15 protein-coding genes are annotated in these 14,922 nt (G+C 68.8%); 10 read left to right on the forward strand and 5 right to left on the reverse strand.

Annotation, left to right across the window (positions count from 1 at the left end):
• The first annotated feature begins 23 nt into the window (after positions 1–23).
• The 8 genes from JOD63_RS14765 (at position 24) to rplI (ending at position 6,928) form a co-directional block, all read left to right on the forward strand.
• The gene (locus tag JOD63_RS14765) at positions 24–1,466 is read left to right on the forward strand and encodes a CCA tRNA nucleotidyltransferase (protein WP_045276596.1); all 1,443 of its coding nucleotides are present in this window, start codon (positions 24–26) and stop codon (positions 1,464–1,466) included.
• A gap of 60 nt (positions 1,467–1,526) precedes the next feature.
• On the forward strand, positions 1,527–2,855 hold the full coding sequence (locus JOD63_RS14770) for a GAF domain-containing protein (RefSeq protein ID WP_045276595.1): 1,329 nt from the start codon (positions 1,527–1,529) through the stop codon (positions 2,853–2,855).
• Between the two features lie 122 nt (positions 2,856–2,977).
• Positions 2,978–4,525 (forward strand): acetaldehyde dehydrogenase ExaC, encoded by a 1,548-nt coding sequence (gene exaC / locus JOD63_RS14775; protein ID WP_045276594.1) that lies wholly within the window; start codon positions 2,978–2,980, stop codon positions 4,523–4,525.
• Between the two features lie 159 nt (positions 4,526–4,684).
• Complete coding sequence (locus JOD63_RS14780) at positions 4,685–5,080, forward strand: DUF779 domain-containing protein (RefSeq protein WP_045276593.1); 396 nt, start codon at positions 4,685–4,687, stop codon at positions 5,078–5,080.
• A 211-nt stretch (positions 5,081–5,291) separates the two neighbouring features.
• A complete protein-coding gene (gene rpsF / locus JOD63_RS14785; RefSeq protein WP_045276741.1) occupies positions 5,292–5,639 on the forward strand; it encodes a 30S ribosomal protein S6 in 348 nt (115 codons plus the stop codon).
• A gap of 4 nt (positions 5,640–5,643) precedes the next feature.
• The gene (locus JOD63_RS14790; protein WP_045276592.1) at positions 5,644–6,150 is read left to right on the forward strand and encodes a single-stranded DNA-binding protein; all 507 of its coding nucleotides are present in this window, start codon (positions 5,644–5,646) and stop codon (positions 6,148–6,150) included.
• Between the two features lie 59 nt (positions 6,151–6,209).
• Positions 6,210–6,464 (forward strand): 30S ribosomal protein S18, encoded by a 255-nt coding sequence (rpsR, locus tag JOD63_RS14795; protein ID WP_045276591.1) that lies wholly within the window; start codon positions 6,210–6,212, stop codon positions 6,462–6,464.
• A gap of 11 nt (positions 6,465–6,475) precedes the next feature.
• Entirely contained in the window at positions 6,476–6,928 is a 453-nt protein-coding gene (rplI, locus tag JOD63_RS14800; protein ID WP_045276590.1) for a 50S ribosomal protein L9, read from the forward strand.
• A 249-nt stretch (positions 6,929–7,177) separates the two neighbouring features.
• Here rplI and JOD63_RS14805 read toward each other — a convergent pair whose 3' ends face one another.
• Together JOD63_RS14805 and JOD63_RS14810 are read right to left on the reverse strand one after the other, a co-directional pair.
• Positions 7,178–8,839, reverse strand: coding sequence for an LPXTG cell wall anchor domain-containing protein (locus JOD63_RS14805; RefSeq protein WP_157004036.1), 1,662 nt, complete (start codon positions 8,837–8,839; stop codon positions 7,178–7,180).
• 85 nt (positions 8,840–8,924) lie between these two features.
• Positions 8,925–9,989 carry a hypothetical protein gene (locus JOD63_RS14810; RefSeq protein WP_245618032.1) on the reverse strand — a complete coding sequence of 355 codons (1,065 nt, stop codon included), beginning with the start codon at positions 9,987–9,989 and terminating at the stop codon, positions 8,925–8,927.
• A gap of 469 nt (positions 9,990–10,458) precedes the next feature.
• Between JOD63_RS14810 and dnaB the strand changes: the two genes are divergently transcribed.
• Positions 10,459–11,832: a replicative DNA helicase gene (gene dnaB, locus JOD63_RS14815; protein WP_045276588.1), complete on the forward strand. Its 1,374-nt coding sequence runs from the start codon at positions 10,459–10,461 to the stop codon at positions 11,830–11,832.
• Between the two features lie 155 nt (positions 11,833–11,987).
• Here dnaB and JOD63_RS14820 read toward each other — a convergent pair whose 3' ends face one another.
• Genes JOD63_RS14820 through JOD63_RS14830 form a run of 3 tightly spaced genes read right to left on the reverse strand, consistent with a single transcriptional unit; the run spans position 11,988 to position 13,674 of the window.
• Positions 11,988–12,353, reverse strand: coding sequence for a DUF2255 family protein (locus tag JOD63_RS14820; protein WP_045276587.1), 366 nt, complete (start codon positions 12,351–12,353; stop codon positions 11,988–11,990).
• The gene (locus JOD63_RS14825) at positions 12,350–12,778 is read right to left on the reverse strand and encodes a (R)-mandelonitrile lyase (RefSeq protein WP_045276586.1); all 429 of its coding nucleotides are present in this window, start codon (positions 12,776–12,778) and stop codon (positions 12,350–12,352) included. Before JOD63_RS14825 ends, JOD63_RS14820 begins: the two co-directional genes overlap by 4 nt.
• Positions 12,775–13,674, reverse strand: coding sequence for a helix-turn-helix transcriptional regulator (locus JOD63_RS14830; RefSeq protein WP_045276585.1), 900 nt, complete (start codon positions 13,672–13,674; stop codon positions 12,775–12,777). The genes JOD63_RS14825 and JOD63_RS14830 overlap by 4 nt, the downstream gene beginning before the upstream one ends.
• Positions 13,675–13,801: 127 nt before the next feature.
• Between JOD63_RS14830 and JOD63_RS14835 the strand changes: the two genes are divergently transcribed.
• Positions 13,802–14,851, forward strand: coding sequence for a zinc-binding dehydrogenase (locus JOD63_RS14835; protein WP_211088132.1), 1,050 nt, complete (start codon positions 13,802–13,804; stop codon positions 14,849–14,851).
• The last annotated feature ends 71 nt before the right edge of the window (positions 14,852–14,922 follow it).

Genomic DNA, 14,922 nt, shown 5'->3' on the forward strand with positions numbered 1-14,922 from the left:
GTGCCCTCGGTAGGCTGGAACCCATGCTCAACATGGCCGACGGTGTCGCGCGCCTCGGCGCGCTCGCGGAGTCGCCCGTCGTCGCGACGCTGGCGCAGGCATTCGCCGACGCCGGGTTCGAACTGGCCATCGTGGGCGGTCCGGTGCGCGACGCGCTGCTCGGCCGGGCCACGAACGACCTCGATTTCACGACGGATGCCCGCCCCGACGACATCCTGCGCATCGTCAAGCCGATCTCGACGGCGCAGTGGGACATCGGCCGCGCCTTCGGCACGATCGGCGCCCGCATGCGGCTTCCCGGCGGCGGCTTCGAGCAGGTCGAGATCACGACCTACCGCGCCGACAGCTACGACGGCGTCACGCGCAAGCCGACCGTCGAGTTCGGCGACTCGATCGACGGCGACCTCGTGCGCCGCGACTTCACCGTGAACGCGATGGCGCTGAAGGTGCCGAGCCGCACGCTGGTCGACCCGACCGGCGGTGTGGAAGATCTGGTGCGCGGCATCCTGCGCACCCCCGCCGACCCGCGGGTGAGCTTCGGCGACGATCCGCTCCGGATGCTGCGCGCCGCGCGCTTCGCGTCACAGCTGGGCTTCGAGGTCGATGCGGCGACGCTCACCGCGATGGGCGAGCTGCGCCAGACGCTGTCGATCGTGTCGCCCGAGCGCGTGCAGGGCGAGCTGGTGAAGCTGCTCGCCACCGACGACCCGGTGCGCGGCATCCGCATCCTCGTCGACACCGGACTGATGGACGAGTTCCTCCCCGAGATCCCCGCGCTGCGGCTCGAGGTCGACGAGCATCACCACCACAAAGACGTCTACGAGCACTCGCTCACCGTGCTCTCGCAGGCGATCGAGCTCGAGCAGAGCCGTCACCCCGGCGAGGCGCCCGACGTCGCCCTGCGACTCGCGGCGCTGCTCCACGACATCGGCAAGCCCGCCACGCGCCGGCTCGAGCCCGGCGGCGGGGTGACCTTCTACCACCACGACCTCAAGGGGGCGCGGCTCGCACGCAAGCGCCTCACGGCGCTGCGCTTCGACTCCGACACCATGAACGTGGTGTCGCGGCTGATCGAGCTGCACCTGCGGTTCTTCGGCTACGCCGAGGGCGCCTGGACCGATTCGGCGGTGCGCCGCTACGTGCGCGACGCCGAGAACGAGCTCGAGCGCCTGCATATCCTCACCCGTGCCGACGTCACCACCCGCAACGCCCGCAAGGCCCGGCGGCTGGCCGGTGCCTACGACGACATCGAGCGCCGCATCGAGGCGCTGGCAGAGCAGGAGCAGCTCGACGCGATGCGCCCCGAGCTCGACGGCAACCGCATCCAGGAGGTGCTGGGCATCGGTCCCGGCCGAGAGGTCGGCGAGGCGTACCGATTCCTGCTCGACGTGCGGCTCGACGAGGGTGTCATCGGACCGGATGCCGCCGAGCAGCGCCTCCGCGACTGGTGGGCATCGCGGGGCTGACCCCACGGCGCGTCGCGCCTACACTGGTGCCACGCTCCACCGACGCCGATCGGAGCCGGCATGACTTCGTCCTGGTCGCAGCGGCGTGACGTCTCGCCCGAGAACGCCCGTCTGCTGATCGAACGCGCCCACGACGAGCTTCTGGCCGGCAACGCCGCCGACGAGCGCCTCGGCGATGTGCGGGCGCTGGTGCGCGATTCGTGGCGACGCTCGCTCGCGAGCCTGGTCGGCGCCGACGCGCTCCCGCCGCTCGACCTCGACCTCGAAGCGCTGGCGGCGTATCGGCGCGAGCATCCTCTCGCCGTCGCGATCGACATGGTGCGCGGACTTCTGCTGCCCGGCGGCGCCGACGAATCAGGTGTGGTGGTCGCGGTCGGCGACGCCTCAGGGCGCCTCCTGTGGGTCGAGGGCGACCGCACCGTGCGCACGCTCACCGGTGACGTCGGCTTCATCGAGGGCACCAACTGGTCGGAGACCGCGGTGGGCACCTCGGCACCGGGCACCGCGCTCACCCTCGACCACTCGGTGCAGATCCACGGCGCCGAGCACTTCAACCGCCTCGTGCAGCCGTGGTCGTGCACTGCGGCGCCCGTGCACGACCCCGAGACCCGGCGGGTGCTCGGCGTGATCGACGTGACGGGCGGCGTCGAGGCCGTGACGCCGCAGGCCCAGCTGCTCGTCGACGCCACCGCGCGTGCGATCGAGGGCGAACTGCTCGTCGCGCGGCTGCGCGAACGCGCACAGGCCGCGTCGTCGGGGCTGCCGCGCCGCCCGCAGCGGCGCGTCGAGGCGACCCACGCGACGCTCCGGGTGCTCGGCCGCAACAAGGCCGTGCTCGAGGTGATCGGCGACGGGATCGAGACCGTGTCCGAGCTCGGCCCGCGCCACGCCGAGCTGCTGCTCATGCTCGCCGTGCACCGGCAGGGGCTGTCGGCGGAGCGCCTCGGCGAGCTCGTGTACGGCGAGCCCGACGCATCCGTCACCCTGCGGGCCGAGATGGTGCGGCTGCGCAAGGTGCTCGAGCGCACCGCGCCCGCCCTGGTTCCGCAGTCGCGGCCGTACCGGCTCGGGGTGCAGCTCGACACCGACGCGCACCAACTGCTCTCGCTCCTCGGGCGGGGCGCCCACCGCGTCGCACTCGCCGCCTATCGCGGAGACGTGCTGCCCGACTCCGTCGCGCCCGGGGTCGAGGAGTTCCGCGACACGGTGCGCACCGCGCTGCGCGAAGCGCTGCTGGCCGAGGCATCCGTCGACGTGCTGCTCGCGTACGCCGACACCGATGCCGGCGCCGACGACGTCGAGGTGCTGCGGCTGTGCCTGTCGATGCTGCCCGCCCGCTCGCCGCGCCGCGCCGGCCTCGTCGCGAGGATCGAGAAGCTCGAGGCCTGACGGCGTTTCATCTCGCCGTGCACGCTCGGCGATCGCAACGTTCTGCAACCTCGCTCGGCCTACCTTCGACCCACTACCCCAGCGCGACACGGTTGTCGCGACAGCGTCGAAGGAGACCAGCCATGACCATCGTCGAAGAAGGTGTCTCGAGCGTCTACGCCGCCCCCGGGCAGCGCGGATCGGTCGCCGACTACCGTGCCCGCTACGGCCACTACATCGGCGGCGAGTTCGTCGAGCCCATCAAGGGCCAGTACTTCGAGAACATCTCGCCGGTCAACGGCAAGCCGTTCTGCGAGGTCGGTCGCGGCACCGTCGAAGACATCGACCGTGCGGTGGATGTCGCGTGGCAGGCGTTCGCGTCGTGGAAGCGCACCACTCCCACCGAGCGCGCCGTGATCCTCAACAAGATCGCCGACCGCATCGAGCAGAACCTCGAGGCCATCGCCGTCGCCGAGACCTGGGACAACGGCAAGCCGGTGCGCGAGACCCTGGCCGCCGACATCCCGCTCGTCGTCGACCACTTCCGCTACTTCGCCGGCGTGCTGCGCGCCCAGGAGGGATCGCTCAGCCAGATCGACGAAGACACCGTCGCATACCACTTCCACGAGCCGCTGGGTGTGGTCGGTCAGATCATCCCGTGGAACTTCCCGATCCTGATGGCCACGTGGAAGCTCGCCCCCGCCCTCGCCGCCGGCAACTGCGTCGTGCTCAAGCCCGCCGAGCAGACGCCCGCGAGCATCCTCTTCCTCTTCGACATCATCGGCGACCTCCTCCCCGCCGGCGTCGTCAACATCGTCAACGGGTTCGGCATCGAAGCCGGTGCGCCGCTCGCGCAGCACAAGCGCATCCGCAAGGTCGCGTTCACGGGCGAGACCACGACCGGCCGCCTGATCATGCAGTACGCGTCGCAGAACCTCATCCCGGTCACGCTCGAACTCGGAGGCAAGAGCGCGAACATCTTCTTCGAAGACGTGGCGCGCTCGCAGGACGACTACTACGACAAGGCGCTCGAGGGCTTCACGTTCTTCGCCCTCAACGGCGGCGAGGTCTGCACCTGCCCGTCGCGCGCGCTCATCCAGCGCTCGATCTACGACAGCTTCCTGGGCGACGGGCTCGAGCGCGTCGGCAAGATCGTGCAGGGCAACCCCCTCGACCCGGCCACGATGATCGGCGCGCAGGCGTCGAACGACCAGCTCGAGAAGATCCTCAGCTACATCGACATCGGCAAGCAGGAAGGCGCGAAGGTGCTCATCGGCGGCGAGCGGGTCGACCTCGGCGGCGACCTCAGCGAGGGCTTCTACGTGCAGCCGACCGTGTTCGAGGGTCAGAACAGCATGCGCATCTTCCAGGAGGAGATCTTCGGCCCGGTCGTCTCGGTGACCTCGTTCGACGACTTCCAGGGTGCGATCGACATCGCGAACGACACGCTCTACGGTCTGGGCGCCGGTGTCTGGAGCCGCTCGGGCGACACGGCATACCGCGCCGGCCGCGCCATCGAAGCCGGCCGCGTCTGGACCAACACGTACCACCAGTACCCGGCGCACGCCGCGTTCGGCGGGTACAAGCAGTCGGGCATCGGCCGCGAGAACCACCTGAAGATGCTCGACCACTACCAGCAGACGAAGAACCTGCTCGTGTCGTACGCCGAAGGCGCGATGGGCTTCTTCTAAAGAGCCGGTCCCCGGGCTCGGCTCTGTTCGGCCATCGAGCCCGTCGAAGGGCCCCACGCTGCGACGCCTCCGGGGGGTCGCGTCGCAGCATCCCCTGACCCGGGCGGATTTCCCCAACCTCCGCCCGGGTCATCCCCCGGTTCACGAAGGAGCGCTGCGATGACGCAGACACGGCAGTTCACCAGAGTCGACGTGACGGATGCCGCAGCCGGCCTGCTGCGCGAGCTCACCCGGCAGCACGGGCCGCTGATGTTCCATCAGTCGGGCGGATGCTGTGACGGCTCGGCACCCATGTGCTACCCCGTCGGCATGTTCATCACCGGTCCGAGCGACGTGCACCTCGGATCGATCGATGCCGGGCTCGACCTCCCAGTCGAGGTGTTCATCTCGGAGGCCCAGTTCGAGTACTGGAAGTACACCCACCTCACGATCGACGTCGTTCCCGGCCGCGGCGCGGGCTTCAGCGTGGAGGGCCCGACCGGCAATCGGTTCATCGTGCGCTCGCGCATGCTCGACGACGACGAGCTCGTGCACTTCGGGCTCGGCCCCTCCTGACCCTCGGTGGGCCGGGCGGCGCGGCATCCTGACCCCGCGGATTGGGCGCCTGACCGGGCATCCGCTACCATTGGAGGGTTGTCCGCGTATGAGCGCGCCCGCGCGCATGCCGGATGACGTGCAACACACCCTCCTGCTGCCGGGAAATGCCCGTCAGCCGTTCTAGTCCGAAGGAGGTGGGTTAGTGACGCACTCGCACCAGTACGAACTCATGGTCATCCTGAACCCTGAGATCGATGAGCGCACGGTCGCCCCGAGCCTCGACAAGTTCCTGAAGGTCATCACCGCTGATGGTGGCTCGATCGAGAACGTCGACATCTGGGGCCGTCGCCGTCTCGCTTACGAGATCCAGAAGAAGAACGAGGGCATCTACGCCGTCGTCAACTTCACCGCGACCGCCGAGGCCACCCAGGAGCTCGACCGTCAGCTGAAGCTCAACGAGCAGATCATGCGCACCAAGGTGCTGCGGGCCGAGGAAGCGATCGCCATGATCGCCTCGGAGAAGCAGCGTGCCGACGAGCGTGCTGCCCGCAAGACCGCCAAGGCTGCGAAGGCCTGACGCGATGGCCGGCGAGACGATCATCACCGTCGTGGGAAACCTCACGGCTGATCCCGAACTGCGCTACACGCAGAACGGCCTCCCCGTCGCGAACTTCACCATCGCTTCGACGCCGCGCACGTTCGACCGTCAGGCCAACGAGTGGAAGGACGGCGAAGCGCTGTTCCTCCGCGCGTCGGTGTGGCGCGAGTTCGCGGAGCACGTGGCCGGGTCGCTGACGAAGGGTTCCCGCGTCATCGCGACCGGGCGACTCAAGCAGCGCAGCTACCAGGACCGTGAGGGCAACAACCGCACCGCGATCGAGCTGGAGGTCGACGAGATCGGCCCGTCGCTGCGCTACGCGACCGCACAGGTCACGCGCGCCGCGAGCAGCGGCGGTGGCGGCGGCGGACAGTCGCGCCCCCAGGCGCAGGTCTCGGACGAGCCGTGGTCGACGCCCGGTTCTGCCGGCGGCGCCGGTGGCGACGCGTGGGCTGCCCCGGGCGCCTACGGCGACGACACGCCCTTCTAAATCTCGAAGCCGGATGCCGCGGCATCCGATCTCTCATCAATTCTCAGTAAGGAATCACCATGGCTGGAAAGGCAACCGGCGATCGCCGGAAGCCGCGGAAGGGCGCTAAGAACGCCGCTCCCGCGAAGTCGATCCGTGTCGGCGTCATCGACTACAAGGACGTCGCCACTCTTCGCAAGTTCATCTCGGAGCGTGGAAAGATCCGCGCCCGTCGTATCACCGGTGTCTCGGTTCAGGAGCAGCGTCTGATCGCCAAGGCGATCAAGAACGCACGCGAGATGGCTCTCCTGCCCTACGCCGGCGCTGGCCGCTAAGGAGTACCGATATGGCAAAGCTCATTCTCACGAACGAGGTCGCCGGGCTCGGTAGCGCCGGTGACGTGGTCGAGGTCAAGAACGGGTACGCCCGCAACTACCTCATCCCCCAGGGTTTCGCGGTCGCGTGGACCCGTGGTGGCGAGAAGCAGGTCGCATCGATCCGTGCTGCTCGTGACGCCCGCGCGATCCACGTCCACGAAGAGGCAGTCGCCCTCAAGGACGCCCTGGAGTCGAACAAGGTCAAGCTCACCGTCAAGGCCGGTGCCGAGGGTCGTCTCTTCGGTTCGGTGAAGACGGGCGACGTCGCCGACGCGGTCAAGGCCGCGGGTCTCGGTGACCTCGACAAGCGCAAGATCCACATCACCGCGCCGATCAAGGCCGTGGGCGAGCACGAGGCGACCATTCGCCTGCGTGACGACGTCACCGCCGTGATCACCCTGCAGGTGGTCGCCGCCAAGTAAGCCTCGGCTTCACAGCGACGAACGGATGCCGCGGACCTTCGGGTCCGCGGCATCCGTTTTTCGTCGTGTGCGCGAAGCCCCCTGCGCGCACTCGGTGACCACCTCGGCGTCGCGACAGCCGGTCCAGGCAGTTTCCCGGGTCACGACGCCGAGACGGAGCAGGGAGTGCGGGAGGACCGCTGGGGATCGGCCCTCCCGCTGCTCACGCGTGCGCGGCGGGGGGACGTGGGGTGCACCCCCGCCGCGTCGTCACGCGGAGCGTCGCCGCGACACGAGCACCGATCCGGCCGCTGCCAGCACGAGGCCGAGCAGCAGGCCGAGCCACGGGCTCGTCCCTCCCGTCGTGGCGAGATCGGTGGCGCCGGATGCGGACGGGAGTCCGATCACGCGCGCGCCGGTGAATGCGGGCGACCCGGTGGTTCCGTCGGTGCCGTCTGCGCCCGGGATGCCGTCCGTGCCGTCGGTTCCGTCCGTTCCGTCGGTGCCGTCACCCGGATCGGTGGGATCGGTCGGATCGGTCGGGTCGGTCGGGTCCGTCGGATCGGTCGGGTCGGTCGGGTCGGTCGGATCGGTCGGGTCCGTGGGATCCGTCGGATCGACCGGGCCAGCCGGGTCGGTGTCGCCGAGCACGTCGGTGAGCAGATCGTCGACCAGCCCGGTGGAGTCGGCCGCATCGGCCACGTTGTCGCCGACGTTCTGAACGGTGTCGGAGATCGCACCGGCGACGTCGCCGCCCGTGACGAGCTCGTCGACGACGTTCGAGGCATCCCCGAGCGCATCCCCGACGAGGCCGTCGATCACCTGGTCGGCGGTGTTCTCCGTGGCGTTCGTCACGGTGGTGCCGAGGTCGGTGCCGAGGTCGTCGACCGTGGTGCCGAGGTCGTCGACGACGGCGTCGAGGTCGCCGTCGAGCAGGTCGTCGATCGTGTTGTCGGCGTTGTCGACGAGGTTGCCGACGAGTCCGCCCTCCACGAGGATGCCGTCGCCGACCACGTCGTTCATGCCAGAGTCGCCACCGAGGAGACCGTCGACGATGCCGGTGCCGGCCGTCGTGCCGGTCAGGTCGTCGACGAGGCCGCCCACAGCGTCGGTCACGGGCTCGAGCGCACCGTCGTCGCCGAGGATCGGGTCGAGGATGCTGTCGCCGGCGAGGCCGTCGATGAGACCGTCGTCTTCGGTGAGGCCGGTGAGCAGCCCGTCGGCGTCGTCCACGGGAGTGGCCGGTGTCGATGCCGGGCCGCCCTCGAGCGTCTGCTCCAGGGCGTCTTCGGCGAGACCGGTGCTGTCGAGCGCGTCGGCGACGTTCTCGCCCGCGTTCTGCACCAGCTCGTCCAGCCCGGCGTCAGGGTCGCCCGAAAGGATGCCGTCGACGTCGGTGAGGGCGTCGGCGACGAGGCCGTCGACCACCTGGTCGTCGGTGTTGGCCGCGGCATCCGTCACGGTCTGTCCGACGTTCGCGCCGAGGTCGTCGACGGTGGTGGCGAGGTCGTCGACCGCTGCGTCCACGTCGCCGGCGGCGACGTCGTCGATCACGGCGTCGACATCGGCGGCGAGTGTGCCGACCGTGCCGCCTTCGACGATGGCGCCGTCGGCGACGACGTCATCGACCGCGCCGTCGTCACCTACGACGGCCTCGACGATCTCGGTGCCGGCCGTCGTGCCGGTGGCCTCATCGACGACGTCGGCCACCGCGTCGGTGACCGGCGCCACCGCGCCGTCGTCTCCGATGAGCGGGTCGACGATGGAGTCTCCTACGAGGGAGTCGACGAGCCCGTCGTCGGCGACGACCGACGAGAGGAGGTCGGCGTCGACGGGTGGTTCGGCCGCGTTGGCCGCGATTGTCGCGCCGAACAGCGTGATGCCGCCGGCGAGGAGCGTGCCCAATAGGGCGCGCTTGTAGAAAGTGCGCATGATGGATTCCCCTTAGTTCTGATCGTTGGATGGCGCGTGAGGGCGCGCCGGAGCTCTGCCGCCCACGAGGGCGGCGGGAGCCCGATCAGTCGGGGGAGACGTCGGTGGCGGCCGCGGGCGCCGCGGGCGCGCGTTCATCTTCGGGGCCGGCTCGTCGCACCCAGGCACGGTGCGCGAAGAGCAGGACGAAGGACGCGAGCGCCCAGACGCCAGGACCCGCACCACCGGCGGATCCTGAGATGGCGAGTGCCGACGGCGAGCCTGCCGACGGAAGAATCGAGTGCGCGAGCGAGGTCGCGAGGCCGACGGAAGCCGCGACCGCGACATCGACGAAGTCGCCGGCAGCGCGGAACGCGGTGGCGAGGCTGTCGACGCTCGCCCACGTCGTCGCCGGGCCGGCGGAGAGGGGAACATCGCCGAGAGCGGCGGGTGCCGTCGGCGCCTCGGTGCGAGCGGTGTCGGCTGCGGTCGGGGCGGAGGGTGTCGTGACGCTCGGTGCGAGACCGTCGGTGGCGCCGTCACCGGGGAGCGTGACCTCGGGCAGCACGACGCCCGGGGAACCGTCGGCCGGTGCGGAGGGAGCCGTGACGGTGGCACCGGTGTCGGCGACGACGTCGACCACGCCCACGACGGTGTCGTCGACGGTCTCTCCCAGATCGGTGACGGCCTCGGTGACGCCGAGTTCGGCGACGACGCCGCCCACGACGGGAACCTGCTCGACGACCTCCACGACCGGCTCGACGACGGTCACCACGGGGGCCACGACGTTCGAGACGATGCCGCTCGACGCGGCATCCGATACCGGCTCGACGACCGCGTCGACGACCGAACCGGCGGCTGCGACCACCTCGCGAACGGGCTTCTGAACGGGCTTCGGTGCGACCGAGACCACGGCGTCGACAGTCTTCGCGGCGGTCTTCGACACGGCCGAGGTGGTCTCGGCCACTGTGTCGGTGACGGCGGCGGCGGTCTTGTCGACCACCGAGGTGACAGCACCCAGCAAGCCCGTGCGGTCGTCTTCGTCGGCGTGGGCCTGCGTGGAGCCGAGGCCCAGCACGAGGCTGAGTGCGACCCAGGCGAACGTGACTCCGACCCCGGCAAGGGCTAGTCGCGACCAGCGAGGCACGGCCGGCAAGGCTGCGATCTTCACGTTCACCTCCCACAACGAATAACGTCACACGGTCCGAACGGATCGCGCTTGCGGGTGCCTGGAGCACCGAACCTACTCCCCCGGCGCGAAGATTGTCCAGAGGCCCCGCCGGAATTTCCGCGCGCTCACCCCGGATGCCTCGCGCGACGCGCGCGGGCGCGGGTGGAGTTGCTTAACCCCGGTACTTGTGCACAGGTCGCCCTGTGGGGGCAAACCTTCAACCGCTGCTTCAACCCGCATGTCATCCACAGGCTGTGGAACAGTAAACGCGAGATCAAACGGCTTTTCCAAAGCGGGTATGGGGGAAACTGGCCGAGTTGTCCACAGCGGTTGTTCACAGGACGTCCGGCGTTTTACGCACACTCTCCACAGAGTTATCCACAGGCGCTGTTGCGGGTGTCCGAGGCCCTCCATACCGTTGTGTTCGGCCCGGTTACGGGCGCGCGTACCCGAGGGAGAATCCGCATCCATGTCGATTGCCGACATCTCCGAAGACCGTCTCGGTGGGGCATCCCGAGACCATGAGCGCACCCCTCCGCACGACATCCTCGCCGAGCAGAGCGCGCTCGGTGGAATGCTCCTGTCGAAGGATGCTGTCGCCGACGTCATCGAGTCGCTGCGCGGCGCCGACTTCTATGTGCCGAAGCACGAGCTGATCTTCGAGGCGATCCTCACCCTCTACTCGCACGGCGAGCCGACCGACGTCGTCGCGGTCACCGACGAGCTGATCAAGACGGGCGAGCTGCAGCGCGCCGGCGGCGCAGATTACCTGCACTCGCTCACCTCGATCGTGCCGACGGCTGCGAACGCCGGCTACTACGCGTCGATCGTGCAGGAGCGCGCGCTGCTGCGCCGGCTCGTCGAGGCCGGCACGCGCATCGTGCAGATGGGCTACAAGGGCGAGGGTGACGCGGTCGACCTGGTCAACAACGCGCAGGCCGAGATCTACGGGGTCACCGGCGCCGATGCCGCCGAAGACTACGTGCCGCTGACGATCGCCGTCGATGCCGCGGTCGACGAGATCGAGGCCGCCCGTGGTCGCGACGGGTCGATGACCGGCATCCCCACCGGCTTCGCCCAGTTCGACGAGCTCACCAACGGCCTGCACGGCGGTCAGATGATCGTCATCGCCGCGCGTCCCGCGATGGGCAAGTCGACGCTCGCGCTCGACTTCGCCCGTGCGGCGGCCATCAAGCACAACATGCCCACGATCTTCTTCTCGCTCGAGATGGGGCGCAGCGAGATCGCGATGCGCCTCATGAGCGCCGAGGGCTCGGTGCCGCTGCAGAACATGCGCAAGGGCACACTCGATTCGCGCGACTGGACGACGATCGCCTCGACGCGCGGTCGCATCAACGACGCGCCTCTGTACATCGACGACAGCCCCAACATGACGCTCGTCGAGATCCGCGCGAAGTGCCGGCGCCTCAAGCAGCGCGTCGGTCTCAAGATGGTGATCATCGACTACCTGCAGCTCATGACGAGCGGCAAGAAGGTCGAGTCGCGTCAGCAGGAGGTCAGCGAGTTCTCGCGTGCGCTCAAGCTGCTCGCGAAAGAGCTGCAGGTTCCGGTCATCGCGCTCTCGCAGCTCAACCGTGGCGCCGAGCAGCGCACCGACAAGCGCCCCCAGGTCAGCGACCTGCGCGAGTCGGGCTCGATCGAGCAGGATGCCGACATGGTCGTGCTGCTTCACCGCGACTCCGTCTACGACCGCGACGTGCGCCCCGGCGAGGCCGACCTGATCGTCGCCAAGCACCGCAACGGCCCCACCGCGACGCTCGAGATCGCGTTCCAGGGTCACTTCTCGCGATTCGCCGATATGGCGCCGGGCGACTTCGGGTAGTTGTTGTGAATTCCGGCTGAAGATGTCCTATTCCCAGTGAACTTGTCCCGAGATGTCCCTTTTGACATTTCCGGCTGACAGGCAGGGGGCTGCCGACGCCCGTCGAGTAGAAGCCACCACGAACTACGTGGCGCGCTAGTGGCGGGTCGGTGTGATCAGCTTGGGTCGACTCGCAGCGTGGTCTGTTTCGAGAGCGAGTTCGTTATGGCGCGGGTGGCGGACCCGTTGCCGTACTTTGCCGTGTAGGCGGCGTCGATCGCGGAATCGTGCGTGGGGTCGAGCGTGTAGGTGACCGGTCGGGTCTGGCCGCCCCAGGCGAGGAATCCCTCGAAGTAGCGTGCGACGCATTTGTACCAGTGGCCTTCGGGTCCTTTGACGGATCGTAGGTAGAGGTTCCCGTCGACGACGACGTGCCAGACGATGACGAGTGTGCGTGACGTGCCGTCTGCACGTCGTCCTGCGACACGGACCTCACCGGCACGATCCAGTTCCCGGAGTTCCTCCGACGTCCACGCGCTCAACGGCCTTCCTCACGTTGGTCGACAGTCGTTCCGGCGTAGTCGTCGTCGGTGATGTGTTCTTTCCAGGTCGTGGTGGTAGCGGGGTCGTCGCCGGCTTCGAGCATGGCGATGTGTTCCATGAAGCAGCCCGGTGCGGCGGCGTGCCAGTGGTCTTCACCCGGGGGCGTGTAGAGAGTCTGGCCGGGGTGGACTTCGATGACGGTGCCGTCGCGGTGTCCGAATCGGGCGATGCCCTGCGTGACGCGGAGGTACTGGCCGCGGGCGTGGGAGTGCCAGGCTGTGCGGGCCCCCGGCGCGAAACGCACCGTGGCGACGGTCATTCGCTGGTCGGGTTGGTGTGGTGCGGCGATCACGTCGACCCACACGTCGCCGGCGAACTGCTCAGGCGGATTCTTCGCGGTCGCAGCAGTTGTTTCGATGATCATTCGGTTCTCCCGGCTCCAACGTCGATGTGTGCCTGCGGTGTCGGCGCGGGCGGGACTTTTGTCGCGGCCCAGCTGGCCAGAACCCGCAGCGCGTCGGCGGACGCGGAGCCGGGTTCGGCGGTGTAGGTGGACATCGTCAGCCCAGGGTCGGCGGGCAATTCGAAGGCTTCGTATGTGAGCTCGAGGTCGCCTACGACAGGATGCCGGAGGCGTTTCACGCCGCTGCGGTGGTAGCGGACGTTGTGCGCTGCCCAGAGGGTGCGGAATCGCTCTGATCGCGTGGACAGTTCGCCGACGAGGTCGGTGAGGCGCTTGTCGTAGGGGTTACGCCCGGCTTCGCCGCGCATGGTGGCGACGAGCTCTTGGGTGTTCTTGTCCCAGTCGACGTAGAAGTCTGGCGCGACCGGGTTGAGGAACGCGAAGCGAGCACTGTTCGGCGCGGGTTCGGCGAAGACGGGCGAGTACAGGGCGCGACCGAGCTGGTTGGCGGCGACGTAGTCGAAGTAGTTGTTGCGGATCATCGCGGGGGCGTCGGTGATCGCGTCCAGGAGCCGCAGGATGCTGGGGCGGAGACCGTCAGCGCGCTTGCGTGGTTTCCTGGCGGATGGTGAGGCGTTGGCGGTGTGAGCGAGGTCGAACAGGTGTGCTGTTTCGGCGTCGTCGAGCTGCAGGGCACGGGCGAGGGAGTCCAGGACGCTGTCGGACGCTCCGGAGAGGTCGCCGCGTTCGAGGCGGGTGTAGTAGTCGACGCTGACTCCGGAGAGGAGAGCGACCTCTTCACGGCGCAGCCCGGGGACACGCCGGTTCCCGCCGTATGCGGGAAGTCCTGCCTGGTCGGGGGCGATGCGGTCTCTGCGCGTGGAGAGGAATTCGCGCACTTCGCCTCGGTGATCCATGTGCTCGACGGTACGCGCCGGCCGCGGGGTGCGGGAGGGTCTGTCAGTACCGGTGACAGCGGTCACTCCCGCGCGCGAGAGGGACGCGGTTGTCTTGAAGCATTCCGACCACTGAGGAGTGTTTCGCATGCTTGCGACTTTCATGTACGGCGCCGGCGACGTGCGCGTCGAGACCGTGTCCGATCCGACCATCAAGAACCCGACCGACGCGATCGTCCGCACCGTGCGGTCCTGCATCTGCGGTTCCGACCTGCACCCGTACCACTCGATGGATGCGTCCAGCGAGGGCAGCCCGATGGGCCACGAGCTGATCGCCGTCGTCGAAGAGGTCGGCGCCGACGTGACCACGGTCAGGGCCGGCGATTTTGTCATCGCGCCGTTCGCGTTCCAGGACAACACCTGCGTGTTCTGCCGAGAAGGGTTCCAGACCTCCTGCATTCATGGTGGCTGGTACGGCTCTGCCGAGACCGGTGGGCTGCAGGCGGATCTTGCCCGGATCCCGCTCGCTGACGGCAGCCTCGTGAAGGTTCCCGACCTGAACCCGGCCACGGCCGATGACGGGATGCTCGCGTCGCTGCTGACCCTGTCGGACGTGTACCTGACCGGGTATCACGCCGCCCACATGGGGCAGGTGCAGCCCGGCAAGACCGTCACGGTGATCGGTGACGGCGCGGTCGGTCTGTCCGCCGTGCTCGCCGCGAACCAGCTCGGCGCGGAGCGGATCATCCTGATGGGCCGCCATACCGCCCGCACCGACCTGGGTGTGGAGTTCGGCGCGACCGACGTCGTTGCCGAACGCGGCAATGACGGTATCGCGAAGGTCATGGATCTCACCGGCGGTGAGGGTTCGCACATCGTGCTCGAAGCCGTGGGGCACATGCCTGCGTACGAGCAGGCGTACGGGATCGTCCGTCCCGGCGGGATCATCTCCCGCGTGGGCGTCCCGCAGTACGAGGACGCCCCGGTCGGGTTCGGTTCGCTGTTCGGGAAGAACGCCCGCCTGGCGGGTGGCCCGGCCCCCGTCCGCGCATACATCGAAGCGGCGATCCCGCAGGTGCTGTCCGGTCAGATCAACCCGGGACGGGTGTTCGATCGCACGATCTCTCTCGCCGAGGTGCCGGCAGGCTACCAGGCGATGGATGACCGTACAGCCCTCAAGGTGATGGTCACCCCGTAGGCGCACTGTTGCTATCGGAGCCCGGTCGTTCCCCCGCGACCGGGCTCCGACGCCTCCGGAAAGGAGCGGAC

The organism is Microbacterium terrae, assembly GCF_017831975.1.
Classification (GTDB): domain Bacteria; phylum Actinomycetota; class Actinomycetes; order Actinomycetales; family Microbacteriaceae; genus Microbacterium; species Microbacterium terrae.

Coding starts and splice junctions, on each gene's coding strand:
- JOD63_RS14765 (WP_045276596.1), top strand. CDS start 24: ATGCTCAACATGGCCGACGGTGTCGCGCGCCTCGGCGCGCTCGCGGAG.
- JOD63_RS14770 (WP_045276595.1), top strand. CDS start 1,527: ATGACTTCGTCCTGGTCGCAGCGGCGTGACGTCTCGCCCGAGAACGCC.
- exaC (WP_045276594.1), top strand. CDS start 2,978: ATGACCATCGTCGAAGAAGGTGTCTCGAGCGTCTACGCCGCCCCCGGG.
- JOD63_RS14780 (WP_045276593.1), top strand. CDS start 4,685: ATGACGCAGACACGGCAGTTCACCAGAGTCGACGTGACGGATGCCGCA.
- rpsF (WP_045276741.1), top strand. CDS start 5,292: ATGGTCATCCTGAACCCTGAGATCGATGAGCGCACGGTCGCCCCGAGC.
- JOD63_RS14790 (WP_045276592.1), top strand. CDS start 5,644: ATGGCCGGCGAGACGATCATCACCGTCGTGGGAAACCTCACGGCTGAT.
- rpsR (WP_045276591.1), top strand. CDS start 6,210: ATGGCTGGAAAGGCAACCGGCGATCGCCGGAAGCCGCGGAAGGGCGCT.
- rplI (WP_045276590.1), top strand. CDS start 6,476: ATGGCAAAGCTCATTCTCACGAACGAGGTCGCCGGGCTCGGTAGCGCC.
- JOD63_RS14805 (WP_157004036.1), bottom strand. CDS start 8,839: ATGCGCACTTTCTACAAGCGCGCCCTATTGGGCACGCTCCTCGCCGGC.
- dnaB (WP_045276588.1), top strand. CDS start 10,459: ATGTCGATTGCCGACATCTCCGAAGACCGTCTCGGTGGGGCATCCCGA.
- JOD63_RS14825 (WP_045276586.1), bottom strand. CDS start 12,778: ATGATCATCGAAACAACTGCTGCGACCGCGAAGAATCCGCCTGAGCAG.
- JOD63_RS14830 (WP_045276585.1), bottom strand. CDS start 13,674: ATGGATCACCGAGGCGAAGTGCGCGAATTCCTCTCCACGCGCAGAGAC.
- JOD63_RS14835 (WP_211088132.1), top strand. CDS start 13,802: ATGCTTGCGACTTTCATGTACGGCGCCGGCGACGTGCGCGTCGAGACC.